At 56.2% G+C, this 18,114-nt stretch carries 15 protein-coding genes; 6 read left to right on the forward strand and 9 right to left on the reverse strand.

Annotation, left to right across the window (positions count from 1 at the left end):
- Positions 1-18: 18 nt before the first annotated feature.
- Complete coding sequence (locus H6G13_RS10500) at positions 19-3,945, reverse strand: hypothetical protein (protein WP_190483155.1); 3,927 nt, start codon at positions 3,943-3,945, stop codon at positions 19-21.
- A 192-nt stretch (positions 3,946-4,137) separates the two neighbouring features.
- Complete coding sequence (locus H6G13_RS10505) at positions 4,138-5,166, reverse strand: hypothetical protein (protein WP_242028256.1); 1,029 nt, start codon at positions 5,164-5,166, stop codon at positions 4,138-4,140.
- Between the two features lie 188 nt (positions 5,167-5,354).
- Between H6G13_RS10505 and H6G13_RS10510 the strand changes: the two genes are divergently transcribed.
- The 4 genes from H6G13_RS10510 to H6G13_RS10525 are packed head-to-tail and all read left to right on the forward strand — an operon-like array spanning position 5,355 to position 8,472.
- Positions 5,355-5,969, forward strand: coding sequence for a CDP-alcohol phosphatidyltransferase family protein (locus tag H6G13_RS10510; RefSeq protein WP_190483156.1), 615 nt, complete (start codon positions 5,355-5,357; stop codon positions 5,967-5,969).
- A complete protein-coding gene (locus tag H6G13_RS10515; protein ID WP_190483157.1) occupies positions 5,960-6,913 on the forward strand; it encodes a phosphatidate cytidylyltransferase in 954 nt (317 codons plus the stop codon). Before H6G13_RS10510 ends, H6G13_RS10515 begins: the two co-directional genes overlap by 10 nt.
- A complete protein-coding gene (locus H6G13_RS10520; RefSeq protein WP_190483158.1) occupies positions 6,910-7,569 on the forward strand; it encodes a lysophospholipid acyltransferase family protein in 660 nt (219 codons plus the stop codon). The genes H6G13_RS10515 and H6G13_RS10520 overlap by 4 nt, the downstream gene beginning before the upstream one ends.
- A 42-nt stretch (positions 7,570-7,611) precedes the next feature.
- Complete coding sequence (locus H6G13_RS10525) at positions 7,612-8,472, forward strand: class I SAM-dependent methyltransferase family protein (protein WP_190483159.1); 861 nt, start codon at positions 7,612-7,614, stop codon at positions 8,470-8,472.
- 157 nt (positions 8,473-8,629) lie between these two features.
- Here the strand turns inward: H6G13_RS10525 and H6G13_RS10530 are convergent, their stop codons facing one another.
- From H6G13_RS10530 to H6G13_RS10540, 3 genes are all read right to left on the reverse strand, one after another.
- Positions 8,630-9,949: a dihydrolipoamide acetyltransferase family protein gene (locus tag H6G13_RS10530; protein WP_190483160.1), complete on the reverse strand. Its 1,320-nt coding sequence runs from the start codon at positions 9,947-9,949 to the stop codon at positions 8,630-8,632.
- 140 nt (positions 9,950-10,089) lie between these two features.
- Positions 10,090-10,542 (reverse strand): YlqD family protein, encoded by a 453-nt coding sequence (locus tag H6G13_RS10535; RefSeq protein ID WP_190483161.1) that lies wholly within the window; start codon positions 10,540-10,542, stop codon positions 10,090-10,092.
- 116 nt (positions 10,543-10,658) lie between these two features.
- Positions 10,659-12,632 (reverse strand): long-chain fatty acid--CoA ligase, encoded by a 1,974-nt coding sequence (locus H6G13_RS10540; protein ID WP_190483162.1) that lies wholly within the window; start codon positions 12,630-12,632, stop codon positions 10,659-10,661.
- Between the two features lie 305 nt (positions 12,633-12,937).
- Here H6G13_RS10540 and H6G13_RS10545 point away from each other — a divergent pair, with 305 nt between their 5' ends.
- A complete protein-coding gene (locus H6G13_RS10545) occupies positions 12,938-13,222 on the forward strand; it encodes a DUF427 domain-containing protein (protein WP_190483163.1) in 285 nt (94 codons plus the stop codon).
- A 455-nt stretch (positions 13,223-13,677) separates the two neighbouring features.
- Positions 13,678-14,865, forward strand: coding sequence for a bifunctional sterol desaturase/short chain dehydrogenase (locus tag H6G13_RS10550; protein WP_199305837.1), 1,188 nt, complete (start codon positions 13,678-13,680; stop codon positions 14,863-14,865).
- Between the two features lie 108 nt (positions 14,866-14,973).
- Here the strand turns inward: H6G13_RS10550 and psaI are convergent, their stop codons facing one another.
- From psaI to H6G13_RS10570, 4 genes are all read right to left on the reverse strand, one after another.
- Positions 14,974-15,087 (reverse strand): photosystem I reaction center subunit VIII, encoded by a 114-nt coding sequence (psaI, locus tag H6G13_RS10555; protein WP_190483164.1) that lies wholly within the window; start codon positions 15,085-15,087, stop codon positions 14,974-14,976.
- Positions 15,088-15,197: 110 nt separating this feature from the next.
- Positions 15,198-17,162 (reverse strand): hypothetical protein, encoded by a 1,965-nt coding sequence (locus tag H6G13_RS10560; protein WP_190483165.1) that lies wholly within the window; start codon positions 17,160-17,162, stop codon positions 15,198-15,200.
- 129 nt (positions 17,163-17,291) lie between these two features.
- Positions 17,292-17,648, reverse strand: coding sequence for a Spx/MgsR family RNA polymerase-binding regulatory protein (locus H6G13_RS10565; RefSeq protein WP_190483166.1), 357 nt, complete (start codon positions 17,646-17,648; stop codon positions 17,292-17,294).
- 106 nt (positions 17,649-17,754) lie between these two features.
- On the reverse strand, positions 17,755-17,979 hold the full coding sequence (locus tag H6G13_RS10570) for a Calvin cycle protein CP12 (protein WP_190483167.1): 225 nt from the start codon (positions 17,977-17,979) through the stop codon (positions 17,755-17,757).
- Between the last annotated feature and the right edge of the window lie 135 nt (positions 17,980-18,114).

Genomic DNA, 18,114 nt, shown 5'->3' on the forward strand with positions numbered 1-18,114 from the left:
TTTAGGCTCTAACGGCCTCTAAGACCACCGATCTAACTCCTGCACCCAGCCCTGGGTCAGGATGAGCCACTGGTCGCGGCGGCGCTCGAAGTCGGCGGCAATCCAGATCAGGGCGACGCCGACCACGATGCCGATTACCCATTTGATAAAGGGATAGGTCGCGTTTAAGAGCACAAGCTGGTTAATGGCATTGAGGCCAAAGATGACGGTGCCGATGTAGAGAAAGGCGCGGGTGCGCAGCAGCAGGCCAAGTGCGATCGCACCCAAGCTCCCCACGCCCACCGGCAGGCCCGTCCATCGTTCTGAAAACAGGGCCACGACCAAGATGATTCCCAGACCCATCACTCGAAACCAGTGGCGGGCTTCTCGGTGCTCGTCGCTCTGGAGAGCCGGATCAACCTGGGCCGCATACAGCAGCGCTAGCCCGCAGGGGCCAACCTGGGCCAGCCCGTCGGAGATTGAGCGCTCCCACAGCCAGTACCAAATCGCCCAGATGCCCAGCCCCACCGATAGATAAGACAGCCGCACCCGTCGAGATGACCAGGCCAGCCAGCCATAAAAGCCTGCCGTGATCCACAGCGAGGGTACGTGGTTTAAGCCGCCTGTGATAATCAAAGTTGCCAGCGGCAGAATCACCGCCGTCACTCGCCAGGGGCGTTGGGGCCAGCCCCAGCGATGCCAGGGTAGCCAGTAAAACGCTACGGCTAGACCGCAGGCGACCACTCCCCACCAAGGGTCTAGGAAAACCAGGCGGTAAAAAGCTAGGCGCAGATAGGCAATCCAGCCGACTAGCTCGACCAGCCCCAGATAAATCCAAAGCGGTTGGATGTCAGCCGCCGCTGGAAATCGTCCTTGCCAGAGCGCATAAAGCACAAAGCCCAGACCAATCGCTAGCGCCAACCAGGGGAGTCCCGGCCCGCCGCTAATCAGGGCAGACGCCGCCGACAACAGCATCAGCACACTGCCCACGACCCAATGCGCGTGAGCCGCTACCCGTAGCTCTCTCTGAGGCAGCCTCAAATGCTGCTCTACCCGTCCGGCAGAGAGGCGGTAAATGCCCATCAGCAGCAGGGCCACTCCGGCCAACATCACCAGCCCATCGGCCGCATACCCGCCACTGGCTTGGGAGAGCCGATAAACCACCAGCTCGTACCAGCCCAGGGAAATGCCTACCAGACCCAGCCACCGCAGCCAGGGCCGGCGCTGTCGCCCCACTTCTAGAGCAATTAGCGAAGCCGCTAGCGTGAGCCAGCCAGACCAGGCTGTAAAATAGCCCGTTCGCAGACCCAGGCTGAGCAGGGCATAGGCCAATCCCAAGTGATGCAAAGCCGGAAGCAGGGCGGGTAGACGCGATCGCAACCCATACCCCAGAGCCAGCGTGAGCCCTCCTAGAGCTAGAACTGCGATCGCAAGAGTCAATCGAGTGCCGTCCTGCCAGCGCAGCCCTTCTGCCAGCAGCAACACCGTAGCCCAGCCCAGGCTATAAACCGCCAGCGGCTGAGGCTGCCTCCAAAAGCGGCAGAAGAGCGCCCCGATCAATCCCAGCAGCGCCAGAGCGTAGGTCAGGTAGGCAGGCCGCAGATCGCTGTAGAGCAGCCCCGATTCTACCGTCAGCCCTAGGAGAACCACGCCGCTGAGGATAAAGCCCCAGCGATCGCACGCGATGCCATACAGCCCTTGCCAACTTTCGGGGACTGGCTCTAGCTCTACTGCCGACAGGCGACGCCAAGCCAGCCAGAGCACCAGGGTCACGACTGCCCCCACCAAGTACCAGTAGGTATTGTCGGGCAGCAGCCCCGGCACCCCGTCGTGCAGCAGACTAACCACCCAACCCAGAGCAAAGCCCAGGGTCAGCATTGCCACCCCCAACTCTTGCCGAAAACGGCTGTTGACGCCCGCCAGAATCGTCGCTGTGCCGAGCCCCACCAGCCGGGTCAGCGGCAAACCTAGAGTCAACGGAGCAGTCAGGCCGAGAGCCAGCACACTGCCGGAGTAGCCCCGCACCAGCAGCAGCACCAGGGGAATGCTCAGGCCCAGCAGGCTCAATCGAGTTTGAAAGTTAACCTCAATCAGCCGCTCCAGCAACAATAGATAGGCCAGTCCAGCCAGCAGCCGTCCCAAAGTCCAGGCGCTCTCCTGCCATAGGTTGCGCCGCCCCCGGCTGAGCAACAGTTCTGCGGCCATCAGGCTAAAGACCACAGCAGTCCAGCGGCTAGGCGAGAGTGCAGGCCAGCGATCGGCAACAATTACCGCCACGGTCAACAGCGCTAGAGCATTAGTGGCATAGACCCGCCAAGGCTGAAGCGGCTGGCGGCGCAGGGTGGCAGTCAGAGCAGTCATGCTGGAGGCAATGAGATTGAGCACCAGCACAGTTGAATCAAAGCTGCTGAGAAGCGTTAGCGCCCCGCCCAACCCGACTGCAATGCCCTCGCTGGCAGCGCCTAATGGGCGACGGCTGCTGCGGTAAAAGGTATCAGCGACCCCTACCATCAGCACCACGTAGGGAAATAGGGTAATGCCCAGCAAAAGATCAGGATTTTCAGCGGTGCCGGTCAGGTTAGTTAAGGGCATGACCAGCCGCGTTTGCAGGGCTAGGGGCACAAGCTCCCAGACCAGGAAGGGGATGTGCAGTGCGATCGCAAATGCCGCCACCAGATCCCAACGCCTGCCACCCTGTCGTAGCTGCAACAGCCGCAGGCCCAAACCCAAAATGCTGACCCCCAATGCCTGAGCAGGCCACTGGGCCAAAGCCAGCAGCCAGCCCCACCAAAGCAATGCCCGCCCACCCCATAGACTCCACTGGGCTAGAGGTAGACGGGGTTGAGATGGGGAGGAATTTGCCCCCTCCGCTCCGGCAACATCAGGAGCAGGCGGCGCGCCCCAGTGCCGCAGACCCAGCCACACGAGCGAAGCACCATACAGGCCAAAGGCTAGCCCTAGCTGACCCCACTGATCGGAGGGGAAAACAGTTAGCGATCGCAACAGCAGCAGCCCCAGCGCAAAAATCACCAGCAGCAGCGGCAGCCGTACCGAACGGCGATCAGAAACAGCTACCCGCGGATCGCTCAGCGTGGCTAGGGCACTGCCGGTCGCACCGACATAGGCAGCCAACAGCGGCACCCAGGGAAGCGACCAGCCCAAATGCAGATAGGCCAACCCCAAAAAACACACCCCCTGCACGAGTGGCGCAGACAGACGACGCAGCACCTGCAACGCCATAAGAGACAGCAGCAGCAGCGCGATAACGCTGACCAGCAGCCCCCCGCCCGTTCTCCCCACCCTTAAGGCATCGATAGCCCACCCATTGAGCGGCACCAGCAGCAGCGACATAATCTGCAGCGTTTTAGAAGTAAGCTGCAGCCGGGCATGGGTCGTACTCCATAGCCCAATGGCCCAAAAGACAGCAGTATAGGCCAGCAAAATCAGGTACTGGCCCACCGTATTGAACTGGCCCCACTGAGTAGCTGCCAGCACCGCCGAAGACAGCACCACCAAAAACACGCCCAGCCCCAGCAGCCAAACGACGCTGAGTTCGCCCATCAGCTGCTGCAGCCAAATATTAACCGGCTGGGAATGGCGGACACGAGGAGCGGGGCGTTCCCCTCGCTCCCGGCCTCGATTGGGCCGCCCCTGGGGCTGGGCCTCGGGCGGGAGGAAGCCTCTCAACGGTTCGGAGGAGGGCTCTGCAGAAGGCGCAGTTACTTCGTCGTCTGCGGGCCAGTCTGCTCCCAACCCTGCAAAGTCTGATTCTGATTCTGGGCCTGACGCCTGAACCACCGGAACCGGGGGTAGGGCGCACACTAGGCGAGACTGGCAGAGGTCACGCACCTGCTCTTCGGAGATCAGGCCGAGCGCTAACCAGGCTTCTAACCCGGCTAACAAACCCGATTGATCAGGAGATAGTTCAAGTTCAAGTCGAATCCGGGATTGAGGATTCTCGACCATGCTTTTCCCTTAACCGCCAGTCTCCCGATAATACCCTCGACAGGCTGAGCCATTCGTTAAGTCAACCATTCGCTAAAAAATATGTAGAGACGTCACTGATGTAGTGTTGCTGTTATTTGCAGCTGGGAATCTGAAAGACGTTACCGGCAATCGCTAGATTGGTTAACTCAAGTAACCAAAGAGCCAGAAGTACTACATCAGGATTTGCCGCATATCGAGCTGCTGAAATCGATCTACGGCTTGATACATCCAATAAAGCGGCAATTTAGGATCAGAGCTAGTTTTCTGAAATCCCAGAACTCGCGCCAGTTCTGCATAGCTGGGGTGAATAATCAGGGTATACATATCCCATAGATTGGGAAAGTCCTGCTTCATCTGTTCAAGCGTTTGCTGCGCGTCTTCTAACAAGCTAGTTTGAGCCTGTTTCTGATAGGTACTATCAATCATCCAGCTACGCACAAAAACGGACCGACATTCTTCATCGCCAGGTAAAGCCATTTCAAAGGGATCGGCTTCAGCTACCTGGCTTAGGTGCAGCCCTTGGCTGGGCGGGGCAAAGAACCTAACTTCCGATGCTCGCCGGGTCGGGTAGAGCGCATAGAAACCGACTGGATTTTGATTGTCACAGCGCCGCAATACGCGCATTCCGGCTGCATACTGACTAGCCCAGTCTCGCAAAATATTGGCAATCCGGTAGGGCAACGTATCTGTGTTGCGATTGAGCCAGTTATAGTTGCTGGCTAACAAGTTAGCGATAGGAATGGCATCGCAGCGTGGGTCAAAGACATCAGGTTTAACGATTGCTGGAGCATCCAAATCATCCCACTTAAGCAGCTCTGGCAAGGGCTGTATTTCAATTTGGGTGCAGTTGCCATCAAACTGTTTTTTGATCAGTCCCAGAGCAGCTAGCTTGTCGAGCATCATGCCAGCTGAGCGATCGCCGCCCCGCTCTTGATCGCCATAGAATAGCTCGGCTGCCTCGCTACAGCTACACTCAACCCAACCCTGGGGAAACGCCAATCCTGTCAAGGGCGGCTTGGGCAGCGCCCGCCGAGTTTGGCAATCTTTTAGGAATAGATAGAGCCAAAGTCGGATGAAGCACTCAGTCCGCCGCCGGGTCATGCCCACCCGCCGCATCATCAGCGACACATACTGTTGATGCAGGGTTGGGGGAAGCCATTGCGGTAAGACTTCGGGACGAAAGGCGGGAAATGCTGACATAGTGCCTACCGATGGGTGAATGCCCCTAACGCCGACTATAGCAGGGCTTCGAGAAAAACTTCGCACTACTTCGTTCTACTTCGTTCTCTTGCTTTTCCCTTCGGGGGCTGTGCAGGTTGCTCGATTGACTCATTCTCATTACAGAGGCACAGCTTGCATGATTGGCTCATGAGTTGTCTACAGGGCTAATGCACACGCTATATCAATGCAAACCGGCATTTCAAAATCGACTGCGGCCACTGGTTGACCAATTGGCGATCTGGCGGGTTTCCCCCAATCACGTCACGGTATTGGCACTGGGGCTATCTGGGGTTATGGGACTAGTCATCACAGCCTGCCCTCAATCGCCAGGGGTGCTTCTGGGCTTACCCGTCGTCCTCTTAGGGCGAATGGGGCTGAATGCAATGGATGGCATGCTAGCTCGTGAACAGGGTCAAACCACCCCTTTAGGATTTCTGCTGAACGAGTTGGGGGATGTTCTTTCTGATGCTGCACTCTATCTGCCGTTCTGCCTGATTCCGGGGGTTGCTGCCCCGTGGGTCGTGGGGGTTGTCATGCTGGCCATGCTGAGCGAAATGACTGGGGTATTGGGCCTTGCGATCGCACAGAAGCGCGGTTACGAAGGCCCAATGGGCAAGAGCGATCGCGCCTTCGTTTTTGGGGCTGTAGGGCTAGCGCTGGGGCTGGGCCTAGCACCGGGCACTTGGCTAACGGCTACCTGGGCCGTAGTTATCTGCTTGCATCTCTGGACTGTCGTCAACCGCGTTCAAGGGACTCTTCAGGAGGTAGCCCCGTGCAGCTAACCCTGCCTCTGCCGGTGATATGGACCCTGGCTGGCGTTTATGGTCTGCTGGCAGTGGCTACGGCGGTCATCTTTGGCCTGGCCTACTGTAATTCTGAAAAAGACTACAGCGAGTTGAAAGACCGCATCTGGTCGTGGTGGCTCATGGTGACGGTGTTTAGCCTGGCACTACTGCCCAATCGCACTGTTTCTATTCTCTTTTTTGCCTTTCTGAGCTATCTGGCGCTGAAGGAATATCTCTCCCTAATCCCAACCCGCTCTGCCGATCGCCATGTGCTGCTGTGGGCCTATCTAGCCATCGCGCTCCAGTATTTCTGGATTTACATCGGCTGGTATGGCATGTTTCTCATTTTTATTCCCGTCTATATGTTTCTGTTTCTGCCCATGCGCATGGTGCTGGTGGGAGAAACAGAAGGGTTTTTGAACGCCATCGGCACGCTCCATTGGGGGCTAATGCTGACCGTGTTTACCCTTAGCCACCTCTGCTATTTGTTGAACTTGCCCGCAACGGGGGATGCGATCGCAAATGGCACTAGCCTCCTGGTGTATCTGGTGCTGCTCACCGAAATCAATGACATTGCCCAGTACATCGCAGGTAAGCTATGGGGCCACCATCAGATAACGCCCAAAGTGAGCCCCGGCAAGACTGTTGAGGGGTTACTAGGAGGTCTTTTAGTAACAGCGGGACTTGCGATCGCATTGGCTCCCTGGCTAACACCGTTCAACCCGCTGCATGCACTCTGCCTGGGGCTGCTTCTCAGCCTGACCGGATTCATTGGCGATGTCACCGTTTCTGCACTGAAACGAGATCTGGGCATTAAAGACAGCGGCACTTTGCTGCCCGGTCATGGCGGCATTTTAGATCGCATTGACAGCCTCACCTACACTGCCCCTCTGTTTTTCCATCTCACCGTCTACTTCTATTACCGGGGGCAGTGGTTATGACCCGAGTTTGGAAAGTGATCTTTCTCCTCATGGCCAAGGCAGTAGTGTGGCTTCTTCTCGGCCTCCGCATCCAGCATCGGCAACGATTACCCCGCTCTGGCCCTGCTATCTTAGTGGCCAACCACAACAGCCATCTAGATACCTTTGTCATCCTGTCTCTGTTCCCGCTGTCAATGGCGCATCGCCTGCGGCCTGTAGCCAACGAGGAGTACTTCCTCAAGCAAAGCTGCTGGCTCGCCTGGTTCTCCCGCCACGTTTTAGACATCATTCCAGTTTCCTGTGAGCCAGAAGAAAGCCGCTCCCACCGGGCCAGTTGTGGCTACCGAACTTTTCTCAGGAGCTGTGCAGCAGCGCTCGCCCAAAACCAAATCCTGATTCTGTATCCCGAAGGCTCTAGGGGAAAACCAGAACACTTAGGCGAGTTTAGAAGCGGCATTGCCCACTTGGCCAAGCAGCACCCAGAAGTCCCCATCGTGCCCATTTTTCTGCAGGGACTGGGCAAAGCCTTGCCCAAAGGCGAAAGGCTGCTGGTGCCCTTTCTGTGCTGGACCTACATCGGCGAACCGCTCTACTGGAGCGGTCAAAAGAAAGCATTTCTCGAACAACTGACAGCGCACATACAGGCTCTATCAACAGAAAAAAAGCTTCTTACCTGAATGCAGTTCCGATTCCAATTCAGTCCTTAATTAGAGGTCAACATGTTGCAAAAATCACTTCCTGCTTACGAAGATCTTCTGCGCCCACTGCCCGCCTGGAATCCCAAAACCTGGTACTACAGATTGCTGGGTCTCTCCCTCAAAACAGCTGGCAAGTTATCCAGCGGCATTCGCCTTGGCTTTCGCTATGGGTTTGATTCGGGAGTCATGCTGGAATATGTCTACCGCAACCAGCCCAGCGGCATCACACCAGTAGGGATGTTAATTGATTGGATTTATTTGAACTCCCAGGGGTGGCGGGGTATCCGGCAGCGGTCAGAACTGCTAAAGAACACCCTGCGGCAGGTATTGCAGACCTACCGGCAGCAGGGGCTTCCCTGCAACCTGCTAGACGTCGCCTGTGGCGGGGGTCGTTACGATTTAGAGGTTTTGCAAGCGTTTCCCCCAGAAGCGATCAAGGCGACCCTACGCGACTATAAGTTAGAGAACGTCTCCAAAGCCCGTCAACTCGCCAGGCAGCTTGGCGTAGCGGCTCACATCGAACAGGCAGATGCCTTTAATGATGGCGACCTGAACCAGGTACATCCCCGCCCAACGGTCGTGGTAGTGTCTGGACTGCATGAAATTTTGCCAAACGATGCTCTGATCCGGCATCACTTTCAGCAGCTCTACCGCATCATGGATACGCGCAGCACCTTGATCTTTACCATTCAGCCCCACCATCCCCAGCTAGAGCTGATTGCCCGTACCCTACCCGCCCATACAGGTCGTCCCTGGGTGATGCGGCTCCGTTCTTGGGAACTGACTCACCAGTGGGCCGAAGCGGCAGGGTTCCAGAATTTTCAAGTTTGGATGGAGCCCAACGGTATTTTTGGAGTAGTTGTAGCAGAGAAGCAGCTCTAGGAGACAGGCTTCTTAGGGAATGGACATCTTGCCCGCCTGGAGCCTGGGACAGGCAAGACGCCTATCCCACAAGCATTGCCCAGGGCAATGCCCACTAGCCTTAATTCTGCGGATCCTGCATCAGGCGCATGCCTCTGCGCCCATCAAAGGTCATCTTCTACAGCGTCAGCGACTGCGGGTCATTTTCGATCAGGTGAGCCAGATCTTTTAGAAAGGCAGCGCCATCTGCACCATAGATAATCCGGTGATCGGCGGTGAGGTTCACCTGCATCTGCCGCTTCACGCCCATTAAGCCATCTGCCGTAGCCACTACCGTAGGCCGAGAAGCACCGATGGCTAGAATCCCACCCTGACCAGGAGGCAAAATCGCGTCAAAGCGATCTACCCCAAACATGCCCAGGTTAGACAGGGTGAAGGTGCCTGAATTGTACTCTTCTGGCTGAAGCTGCTTGCTGCGGGAGCGGGCCACCAAATCCTGCCAGCTACGAGATAGAGAGTAGATATCGAGCTGGTCAGCGCCACGTAGGACAGGCGTAATCAGGCCGCCATCATCCATCGCCACAGCGACTGCGACGTTGATACTGCCGTTGTACTGAATGCCTTGTTCGGTATAGGCCGCATTGACAATGGGGTGCTTCTTCAGCGTGACAGCGACGGCTTTAGCTAGCAGCGCCGTCATGGTGACGCCTTTGGACTTGATCTGCTTGTAGAGCGCATCCAGATTGTCGGTGGTAATGGTGTAGCCGACGCGGAAGGTAGGCACCGCTAAGCTGGCAACCATGCTGCGCACCACCGCCTGCTGCAGGGTGTTGAGCGCGACTACCTGACCGGGAACTGCTGGAACTGGAGCTGGAGCGGGAGCTGCCACAGCAGGCCGGGGAGCCGGAGCTGGGGCTGGCGCAGCCACCGCGGGGGCGACTGGAGCGGGCGCGGCCGGGGTAGGCGTTTTGCCAGCGGCCTGTTCGACGTCTTCAGCGACAATGCGACCGTGGGGGCCTGAGCCTTGCAGGCTGCTGAGGTCAACCTTAAGTTCTTTAGCCAGCTTGCGGGCTCTAGGGGAGACAATGGGGCGATCGCTGCGGGTTGTTGCAGCAGACGAACCGTTTTGAGCCGTTTCAGTGGCGACAGCCGCCGCCATTGTGGCCGCAGGTTCGGCGCTGTAGGCCTCAGCAGCGGCAGGCTCAGCCCCGCCAGCAGTACCAGAGGCAGCTCGCTGTTTGGCTTCTTCGATTTCGGCTTCGGTTTCGGCTAGCAGTGCGATCGCATGTCCGACCGGGGCCACGCCCCCCGCTTCGACGACAATGGCCGCCAAAATCCCTTCGTGGAAAGACTCTACGTCCATGTCTGCTTTGTCAGACTCCACGATCACCACCGTATCGCCCCTTTCAATCTTGTCACCAGGAGACTTGACCCAGGAGACAATCTTGCCTTCTGTCATGGTTGAGCTTAGGGCAGGCATGAAAACTTCACGAATCATGAGGTGACTTCCGAGACAGCCAAAAAACGACAAAACGGCAAAGACGCCAAGGATTCATTGTATCTCCTTGGCGTCTCTGTAATGGTTGTTAAACAACAAATTCCGGCAGAGACCGGCAGTTGAGAAACGGGCTAAGAGTGCTACAGCTCACCCCGAATTTCCTGGATGATGCCGTCTCGAATCAAGATCTCCACCTGGAGCTTTTGCACCAGGTTGTCGCCCACGTTGACGTTGAAAAAGCTCTCAACCTTGCCCTGCTCAACTTCGTTTTCTAGCTCTAGAGTCTGAACCTGTTGGAGCTGTTGCAGGGTCTGATTTTTCTGCTGCAGCAGTTTGCTCTTGTCCTGGTTTAGGCGGGTTTGCACCTCGCTAAACTGCTGCTGCAGAGCGGCATTGTCAGGCTGGGTTTCGGCCTGCTTCTGCAGCTCCGACATCATCCGCTGACCCTGCATTTCAAGCTGTTGGAGCCGACTGTCAACCTGGTTAATCTGAGTCTGCAACTGCTTTTGGGCTTCTTCTTTCCACAAGGGAGTAACAATCGCTTTGATGTTAACCACCCGCTTAAGCAGCAGTTGGGATTGCGCTACGTCCATAAAATCTTCGGCTGGGTGAGGAATTCGACAGGAGTTCAATGCTATGGTTACAGGCTCTGAGGCAGCCTGTACCAGTTGCTTGCGAGATTCGCCAAAACTTCAATGAAATGGCGTCTTTAGGCAAACATCGCGTCGATCATACCTCGATACCGTTCCGTAACGATGTTGCGGCGAACTTTTAGAGTTTGAGTCAATAGACCATTATCTATGGTAAACGGTTCGCTAATTAGGAAAATTGGGCCAATGCGATCGTCAGGGCGATAGCCAGGTCGGTTCTGCACTTCCCGGTTTAGCTCTGAGCGAAACAGCTTCTTCACCTGCTCATCTTCTAAAGTGATCAGCGTGGAGCCTGCCGGGGCCGTCGCTTCTTCATCGGGCAGGTCAATGAACAGAGACTGAGTGGCAGCCCACTGCTGCAGCGCCTCTAGGTTAGGCACGATGAGGGCTCCTAGCGATCGCTGATCTTGCCCGACTAGCATGATCTGGTCGATGTAGGCACTGCGCACACAGGCATCTTCAATCGGCTGGGGTTCAATGTTTTCCCCGTTGGTCAACACAATGGTGTCTTTGGCTCTACCGGTTAGCACCAGGTTGTAGTCGCGGGTAATCCAGCCCAGGTCGCCTGTATCAAACCAGCCTTCGGGGTTAATGGCCTTGGCCGTAGCTTCAGGATTTTTGTAGTAGCCAGACATGATCTGCGGCCCTTTGGCCAGCACTAGGCCCTTTTCGCCTTGGGGCAGATCTCTGCCGGTTTCGGGGTCAACAATTTTGAGTTCGGTATCGAGGATGGGTTGTCCGGCGGCTCCTCGCAGGTTGCGCCAGGGTCGCCGAGCCGAGAGCACTGGAGCCGTTTCGGTGAGACCGTAGCCTACAAGCAGCGGTACGTTAATCACCTCAAAAAACACATCGATATGACGGGCCAGCGAGCCGCCGCCGCTAATTAGCTGCTTAACCTCGCCGCCGGTCGCCTCTCTGACCTTGCTATAAACCAGCTTTTTCCCCAACAGGTGGCCGGGCCAGTTGGCCAAAGCTACCAGCCCCGCTACTAGCCGCTGTAAAGGCGATAGGTTGGGTTCATCGAGCTTGAGATCTTGATAACGCCAGAGGTTGGTGACGTAGCGGTTGCTGATGCCAAAGAAGGTGTTGATCAGCTTTTGCTTGTTCTCGGGCTGCTCTCGAAACTGCTTTTGCGCGCCTTCATAGATCGACTCCCACAGCCGGGGCACCCCCACCATGTACTGCGGCTTGACGCTGCGCAGATCGGCTTTGACGTGGCGAATGCTGGTGTAGGTCTGGGTGCAGCCCTGGGAGTAGAGGTAGTACTCTACGGTGCGCTCAAAGACGTGCCAAGAGGGCAAAATGCCTAGAACTCGATCTCCTGCCTGGGGCTGCACTACCCCGCCTAGCGTGTTGATCTGCTGCAGCAGGTTGGCGTGGGTGAGCATGACCCCTTTGGGCTTGCCAGTGGTGCCAGAGGTGTAGATCAAAGTCGCCAAATCCTTAGGACTGAGGCTGACGGCTGATAGCGGTCGGTTGTTGCCCAGCTCCAGCAGTTGCGGAAAGTTCACGACTTTAAGCTGGTCGTTAGCAGGAGGCAACTCGTCAGACAGCAGTACTACTAGGCGAATGGGCAGGCTATCGAGCCGGTCTCGCAGTCGATTAAACAGCTTGAGATCTTCGACTACTAAAACGGTGCTATCGCTGTTTTCAGCAATGTAGAGCAGCTCTTCTTTTTCTGCTGTGGCGCTACGAACAGCATCGACTCCACCAGCGGTCATGATGCCCTGGTCGGCAATAAACCAGCGATGGCTGTTGTCGGCAAACAACGCCACGTGGGCATAGGGCTCTACACCTAGGGCCTGTAGTCCACTGGCAAAGGTTTGAATGCGATCGCACAGTTCCCGATAGGTCAGCGAGGCAGGCGGTGTGCCATGAGGATCGTGCATTGCCATCGTGCCCCCAAACCGCTGCGCCGCAACCGGCCAAATCTCCGGTAACGACTGAGCCGTCTCGTAACGACGCTGAATATTAATAAAGCTGAGGTCGCGATCGTGGATCGATTTAAGGACGAGAGGACTTGGCGCGTTCATAGCACAAACACAGGTTAATGGGGGACCTTGCGGTTATCGTACCGCAGCTTAGGATCAGCCTAACTCTGAAGCAATTGCTCTGGAGGCGGGAGCAGGACAGATTTGGGAGTGGATGAGAGATCGCCATTCAAAAAACGTAGCCAAACCCCAAAAAACTTAATTCCCCTTCAAGTTTCCTAACCTCCTCACCACCCCCATCTCCCCCCCCCCCTCACCACCCCCATCTCCCCACCCTCCTCACCACCCCCATCTTCTCCAAATTTGTTACTTAATAAAGAGAAACAACTTATTCAAGGAAACCGATTATGACGAAAGCTATTTGGAAGGGTGCCGTAATTGCTGAGAGCGATCAGTGTGAAGTAGTCGAAGGAAATCAATACTTCCCCCCCGATGCCATTAAGCAGGAATATTTTCAGCCCAGCGATACCCATACCAGCTGCCCCTGGAAAGGAACTGCCAGCTACTACAGTGTGGTGGTAGACGGCGAGGTGAATAAAGATGCTGCCTGGTACTATCCCGAACCTAAGTCTGCTGCTAACAATATCAAGGGGTATGTTGCGTTCTGGCGTGGCGTGAAGGTTGAGGTCTAAGGTTTAGGGTTTAGGGTCTGCTGGGGTCAGTCGACCTCAGCCTTTATCGGCCTTAACTTTTGGCTTGAGGCCCTAAGCGGCTCTGGCACTATCCTGCTAGAAATCACTCACTAGGGCTATGAGGTTGAACCTACTGAAGGACTTCCACTCCTGAATCTAACTGGCCTCTTTTAGTCCAGTCCCCCCAAACCTGCTGCTAGGCGAGCTTCGCCTGGCAGCATTTTGCTATTTCAGCCTTGATCTTACGGAGTGGGGATTGAGCAACTGGCTGTTCCAATGAATAATGTCAGAGGATCTGTAACGGACTGTAACGCTCTGGTTTAGGCTACCCTGCGAAGGAGGGGCTTAATCACCGGTTAAGCCTACTTAAGGGGCAAAAACCGGGCAAAAAGAGCTGGTCTGGAAACTCTAGATTTTGAATCAATGGGCGCTGTGTGGCGTGAGGTATTGTCGGAATGGCATTGAGCATGTGGGTGGTGCAGGGACTTTGGGGGATAGTCTCGATCTTGCTGGTCGAGCTGGTGCGCGATGGATACCATGTTGTCAGCCATACTTGGCCGCCTTTGATTAGGCTGCACAACTGGCACCACAAGGCATTTAAGAAAGACTTTACGCCCGTCAGTGAAGAGATTTACCGCAAGGCCCAGATCTACAACGATGTACCAGAATCGCTAGTGATGATGACGGTGATGGGTGCGATCGCACTTCTCACCCCTCTCTGGGGCTTTTGGGTGGGCTTTATCTACGCCTTTGGCTTTTTGGCATCGGCCCTAGCTCGCTCCCAGGGGTGGCTGCTGGATACTGACCTAACCCATGAGCCGGGAGAGCTAACGGCCCTACCTGGCGGCTGGCAGGTCAACCGCACCTATCACTGGCGGCACCACTTCGACGACACCAACGCCTACTACGCTGGACACTTTACCATTAGCGACAAACTCATGGGGACTGCCGTTTCTCTCAAAGGCAAAACCGTTGCCGTTACCGGCGCGTCTGGCACCTTAGGGCGGGCGCTAATCCACGAGTTGGCCCAGCACAAAGCCAAGCCGATTGCCCTCACCACCTCAGAGCAGGCCGACCTGGGGGCAGGCGTGCCCATCGTACAGTGGAGCCCAGGACAGGAAAGCGAGCTGCGAGATCTGCTTAAAACCGTCGATATTCTTGTTATTAACCACGGGCTAAATGTTAACGGGCAGCGCCACCCCACCGCCATTGAAGCCTCGCTAGAAGTCAACGCCCTCTCAGGCTGGCGGCTGATGGAGCTGTTTTTCACCACGGTCGAAACCTCCCCCGAGCGCGCCACTAAAGAAGTCTGGGTGAACACCTCCGAAGCTGAGGTCAACCCTGCCCTCAGCCCCCTCTACGAAGTCTCCAAGCGGCTCATCGGTGAACTGATCACCCTGCGCCGCCTCGATGCTCCCTGCGTCGTGCGCAAGCTCATATTGGGGCCGTTTAAGAGCAATCTCAACCCGGTCGGCGTGATGGGAGCCGGATGGGTCGCTTGGGCCGTCGTCGCACTGGCAAAGCGCGACATCCGCAACATCATCGTCACAATCAACCCCCTGACCTATCTGGTCTTTCCCCTCAGCGAGTGGAGCAAGGCTCTGTATTTTCGGCTATTTACTCGTGGCGGCAGCGGCTCTTAGCAAGCAGAGGCTTAGCCAACAGAAAGGGGGGTGCAAAGTTTTACTTTGCACCCCCTAATAACCATGACTATGCGAAAAAGCAGAGGTATCGAGCAGGTTTAGGCTGCCTTAAGCAGCGGCATCATCTCGCTCAATGTACAGAAACAGAGCTGCCATCGCAACAGCAGGAAAGATAATGCCGACCATGGGCACCAGAATCGAGGGTAAAAAGGAAGCTGCCATAGGGTTTTTCCTATCTCAACATCAAAATCACAGCATTAGGGATCAGATTACTGCGAATTGCCGGTTTTACTGCAGTTCGTTTACAAACTTTGCGAATCTCTTAACACGCCCTACAAATCAAATTCGTCTAGCGTTGAGGTGCTGATCTCAGGGGGGATGACGGTGCGGCTAACGCTGGTCTTGTAGCTTTCCTGCTGAGTCACCATGTCAACTGCGATCGCTTCAAACCACGCCTCCAAACAGCCCATCGGAACCATGAGCTGAAGGCTGCCCTCTAGATTTCCCTGGCCATCGGGGCTGAGGTTAGTGATTTGTCTCGGCTCGTCTGCCAGAGTGCGGGTTTGAGGGTCGGTAATCCAAACCTTGAGGTAAAGCCGATTGGGGTAGTAGGGAATGCGCAGCGTAATCGATACCCGATCTCCCGATCGCAGTTCCCCTTCTGGCACCTCCAGCATCGGTGGCGGCGGGCTGAGAATGTCGTCTGTTTCGGGGGCGGCTTCCTCGGGGATGGGGGCAGGCGCTATTGGCTCCTCTGGATCTTCATAGATCACCACTTCACCGGCAAAAGGCTCTTGCCCTGCAGCATCTCTAGCAAAAGACTCTTCCCAGGGGTCGCTTAGGGGCGACAGATCAGTCGCAGGGGTGGCCAGATCTCTGGCAGCCTGAAGCTCGGCCTGACGGCGAGCAGTGGCTTCATGGGCCTCTATCGCCAGAGAATTAAGCCGCGACCAAAACCGCTCCTGCAGGTTTAGGGTGCGAAACTCGCTATCGATGAGGGAAAGGGGCTGAGGCTCGGCAGTCGGCACTAGGGCTGAGCTATCAGTCTCATCGGCGGGATTGGCTGCTGGCCGTTTTTTAGGGGCCGCTTTAGTCTGGAAGAACGGCAGAGTAGGCTCATGAGCCCCGGTTTCGGGGGGATCGGGGTGGTGAATTTTGGGCGGCAGGATTAATCCTACTTTAGGCCGCAGCAGAGTCGGCACGGCTCTGGGTGGCGGTTCTGGCAGGTCTGTTGTGGGTGGCGGTGGCGGGGCCAGATCTAGCCCAGCGATATTTCTAGCCGGGTCTTCCGGGAACGCCGCTGGATCGGGGGGAAAGACGATATCTAGGTTCTCATCGGTTTCGGCCTGATTTGCGATCGCATCAAACAGCGCCACCAAATCCACCGTTACCGTAAAGCGCTGCAGCGCCTTGACCTGGGCTGCAGCTCCAGCGGGCATCACCAAAATCAGCTCGCCCAGCAACAGCCGCGTCTCTAAGTCAACCGGCAGCGTCACCGGAATAGCAAAGGCAGCGGGCAGCGGTTGGGCCTCTAGCGGGTGCTGCAGCATTGTAATTACAGTGCCGCTTTGGGGGTCGAGCAGGCGCAGCGCCAGGGTTAAAGCCTCTACCGAACCTGTTGACAGCGCCTCCACGGCCTTGACCTGGCCTACCACCATCAGCACCTGCCCCTGGTTCACCATAAAGGCAGACTGAGCCAACTCCAAACGATGCGTTGTGCTCAAGACCAAACCCTGGGCAGCACTTTCCTCCCCGCTGACCATCGCTTCAGAGAGAGCCTGGTCAATCGCACCAAAAGCTTCTACCAAAGCCGTTTGGGAAATGAGCGCCGAGTCGGGGCTGATCAAAATGTCAGAGCTTGCCTCTGCGCCGGCAAAAGAAACCCGATCCTCCGAGGCTGAGCTATCAGCAGTCCAGTCTTCTGGAAACCACTCATCGCCCTCGTTAATTTCCTGCGGCAAAACCCTCAGCTGAATAGCGTACTGCCAGCCCGCAGCGTTGCCTGTCTGGCTGTCGTCGGCACAGTGAATCTCCCAAATGCCTGCGTTTAGCCAGGTAAAGGGCATGACCACCATCAAGCCCGCTTCATTGGTCTCACCTGTGCGCTTCATCAGCCGCCGCCGAGGCGTTGCCTGGTCTTGAATAAGCTGGCTAATGCGAACTCTGACTGGGCTCAAAAGCTGGCTGCTGTGGGCCATAACCCGGTAGCGCCCCTCTAAGATCTCTACCTGGGCAGACTCTAGGGGTAGCCATGCCTGATCTCCCTCTTTTTGCAGTAGAAACTCCCAGTACTCCATAATCCACCTGCAACAGGGACGGCAAAGACGATTTCAGAACACTCCTAAGAATATACTCCCTGTCAAAATCAATCACGTCGAGTTTGAGCTACAGCAGGGGGAGAGGCGTCTCCCCTTTCCCCCGTCTCCCTAAAGCCCCAATTTCTGCCGCAGTTCCTCATCCGTGCCGCGAAAACCTGCTAAAACAGCTTGACCCGCTTCTACAAAGAGGGGGCGCTTGAGCAGCATGGCATCGGCGGCAAAGGCGTCTACCCACTGGGCATCGCTCCAGGTTTGCTTTTCTGCTCCCAAGGCTCGGTAAGACTGGCCGGAGGTATTACGCAAGGGTTTAGCGCCCAAGGTGGCAACCCAGCTTTCGATCTGCGATCGCAAAGGCGGTGCTGCCTTGGTGTTGATAAATTCGTAGCTCACGCCCTGACTGTCGAGCCAGGCCAGAGCTTTTTTGCATGTGCTGCAAGTAGGGATGCCGTAAACGTGTAGGGTCATAAAAATTCGTGAAAAAGCGCCCCGTTAACCACAGGACGCTTCAACAAAAGATGCTTATTAGAGGCGGTTGCCGAAGCTTAAGGCCATTCACAGGACAAAGAACCGCTTAGGTGTCGTAGACGCGGCACTCGTCAGCTTCGGGGTTGGTGTCGCAGTACTTCTCAAAAGAAGACTTGACAGGGCCTTTGTCCCGCTGGTGGGAAGCTTCTGCCTGTAGCTCTTCAACGGCGTCCCAGGCAGCAGCACACTCTTGAGAACTAGAACCTGTGGCATCGCAGGCGGCGCGAGCGCTTTCAATTTCTTCGTGGATTTTGTTTTGGATATCGCTCATGGACTTTTAGGGGTGTTATTGATAAACAACAGGAACGCTTCAGGGAGATCGTCTCTAAAAGCGCGATGTCTAACCTGCAACTTCTCTGCCCAGTATAGTGTACTGGTTGGGTTCGGTATGGCCGTAAAAACCACA

The sequence above is a fragment of the Pseudanabaena sp. FACHB-2040 genome (genome assembly GCF_014696715.1).
Classification (GTDB): Bacteria; Cyanobacteriota; Cyanobacteriia; order Phormidesmidales; family Phormidesmidaceae; genus JACVSF01.

Bases quoted from the DNA above. Each gene is read 5' to 3' on its own strand.
- H6G13_RS10550 (WP_199305837.1), top strand. From the start codon at position 13,678: ATGGCATTGAGCATGTGGGTGGTGCAGGGACTTTGGGGGATAGTCTCG.
- H6G13_RS10535 (WP_190483161.1), bottom strand. From the start codon at position 10,542: ATGGACGTAGCGCAATCCCAACTGCTGCTTAAGCGGGTGGTTAACATC.
- H6G13_RS10565 (WP_190483166.1), bottom strand. From the start codon at position 17,648: ATGACCCTACACGTTTACGGCATCCCTACTTGCAGCACATGCAAAAAA.
- H6G13_RS10560 (WP_190483165.1), bottom strand. From the start codon at position 17,162: ATGGAGTACTGGGAGTTTCTACTGCAAAAAGAGGGAGATCAGGCATGG.
- H6G13_RS10520 (WP_190483158.1), top strand. From the start codon at position 6,910: ATGACCCGAGTTTGGAAAGTGATCTTTCTCCTCATGGCCAAGGCAGTA.
- H6G13_RS10500 (WP_190483155.1), bottom strand. From the start codon at position 3,945: ATGGTCGAGAATCCTCAATCCCGGATTCGACTTGAACTTGAACTATCT.
- psaI (WP_190483164.1), bottom strand. From the start codon at position 15,087: ATGGCAGCTTCCTTTTTACCCTCGATTCTGGTGCCCATGGTCGGCATT.
- H6G13_RS10505 (WP_242028256.1), bottom strand. From the start codon at position 5,166: ATGTCAGCATTTCCCGCCTTTCGTCCCGAAGTCTTACCGCAATGGCTT.
- H6G13_RS10525 (WP_190483159.1), top strand. From the start codon at position 7,612: ATGTTGCAAAAATCACTTCCTGCTTACGAAGATCTTCTGCGCCCACTG.
- H6G13_RS10540 (WP_190483162.1), bottom strand. From the start codon at position 12,632: ATGAACGCGCCAAGTCCTCTCGTCCTTAAATCGATCCACGATCGCGAC.
- H6G13_RS10530 (WP_190483160.1), bottom strand. From the start codon at position 9,949: ATGATTCGTGAAGTTTTCATGCCTGCCCTAAGCTCAACCATGACAGAA.
- H6G13_RS10545 (WP_190483163.1), top strand. From the start codon at position 12,938: ATGACGAAAGCTATTTGGAAGGGTGCCGTAATTGCTGAGAGCGATCAG.
- H6G13_RS10510 (WP_190483156.1), top strand. From the start codon at position 5,355: ATGCACACGCTATATCAATGCAAACCGGCATTTCAAAATCGACTGCGG.
- H6G13_RS10570 (WP_190483167.1), bottom strand. From the start codon at position 17,979: ATGAGCGATATCCAAAACAAAATCCACGAAGAAATTGAAAGCGCTCGC.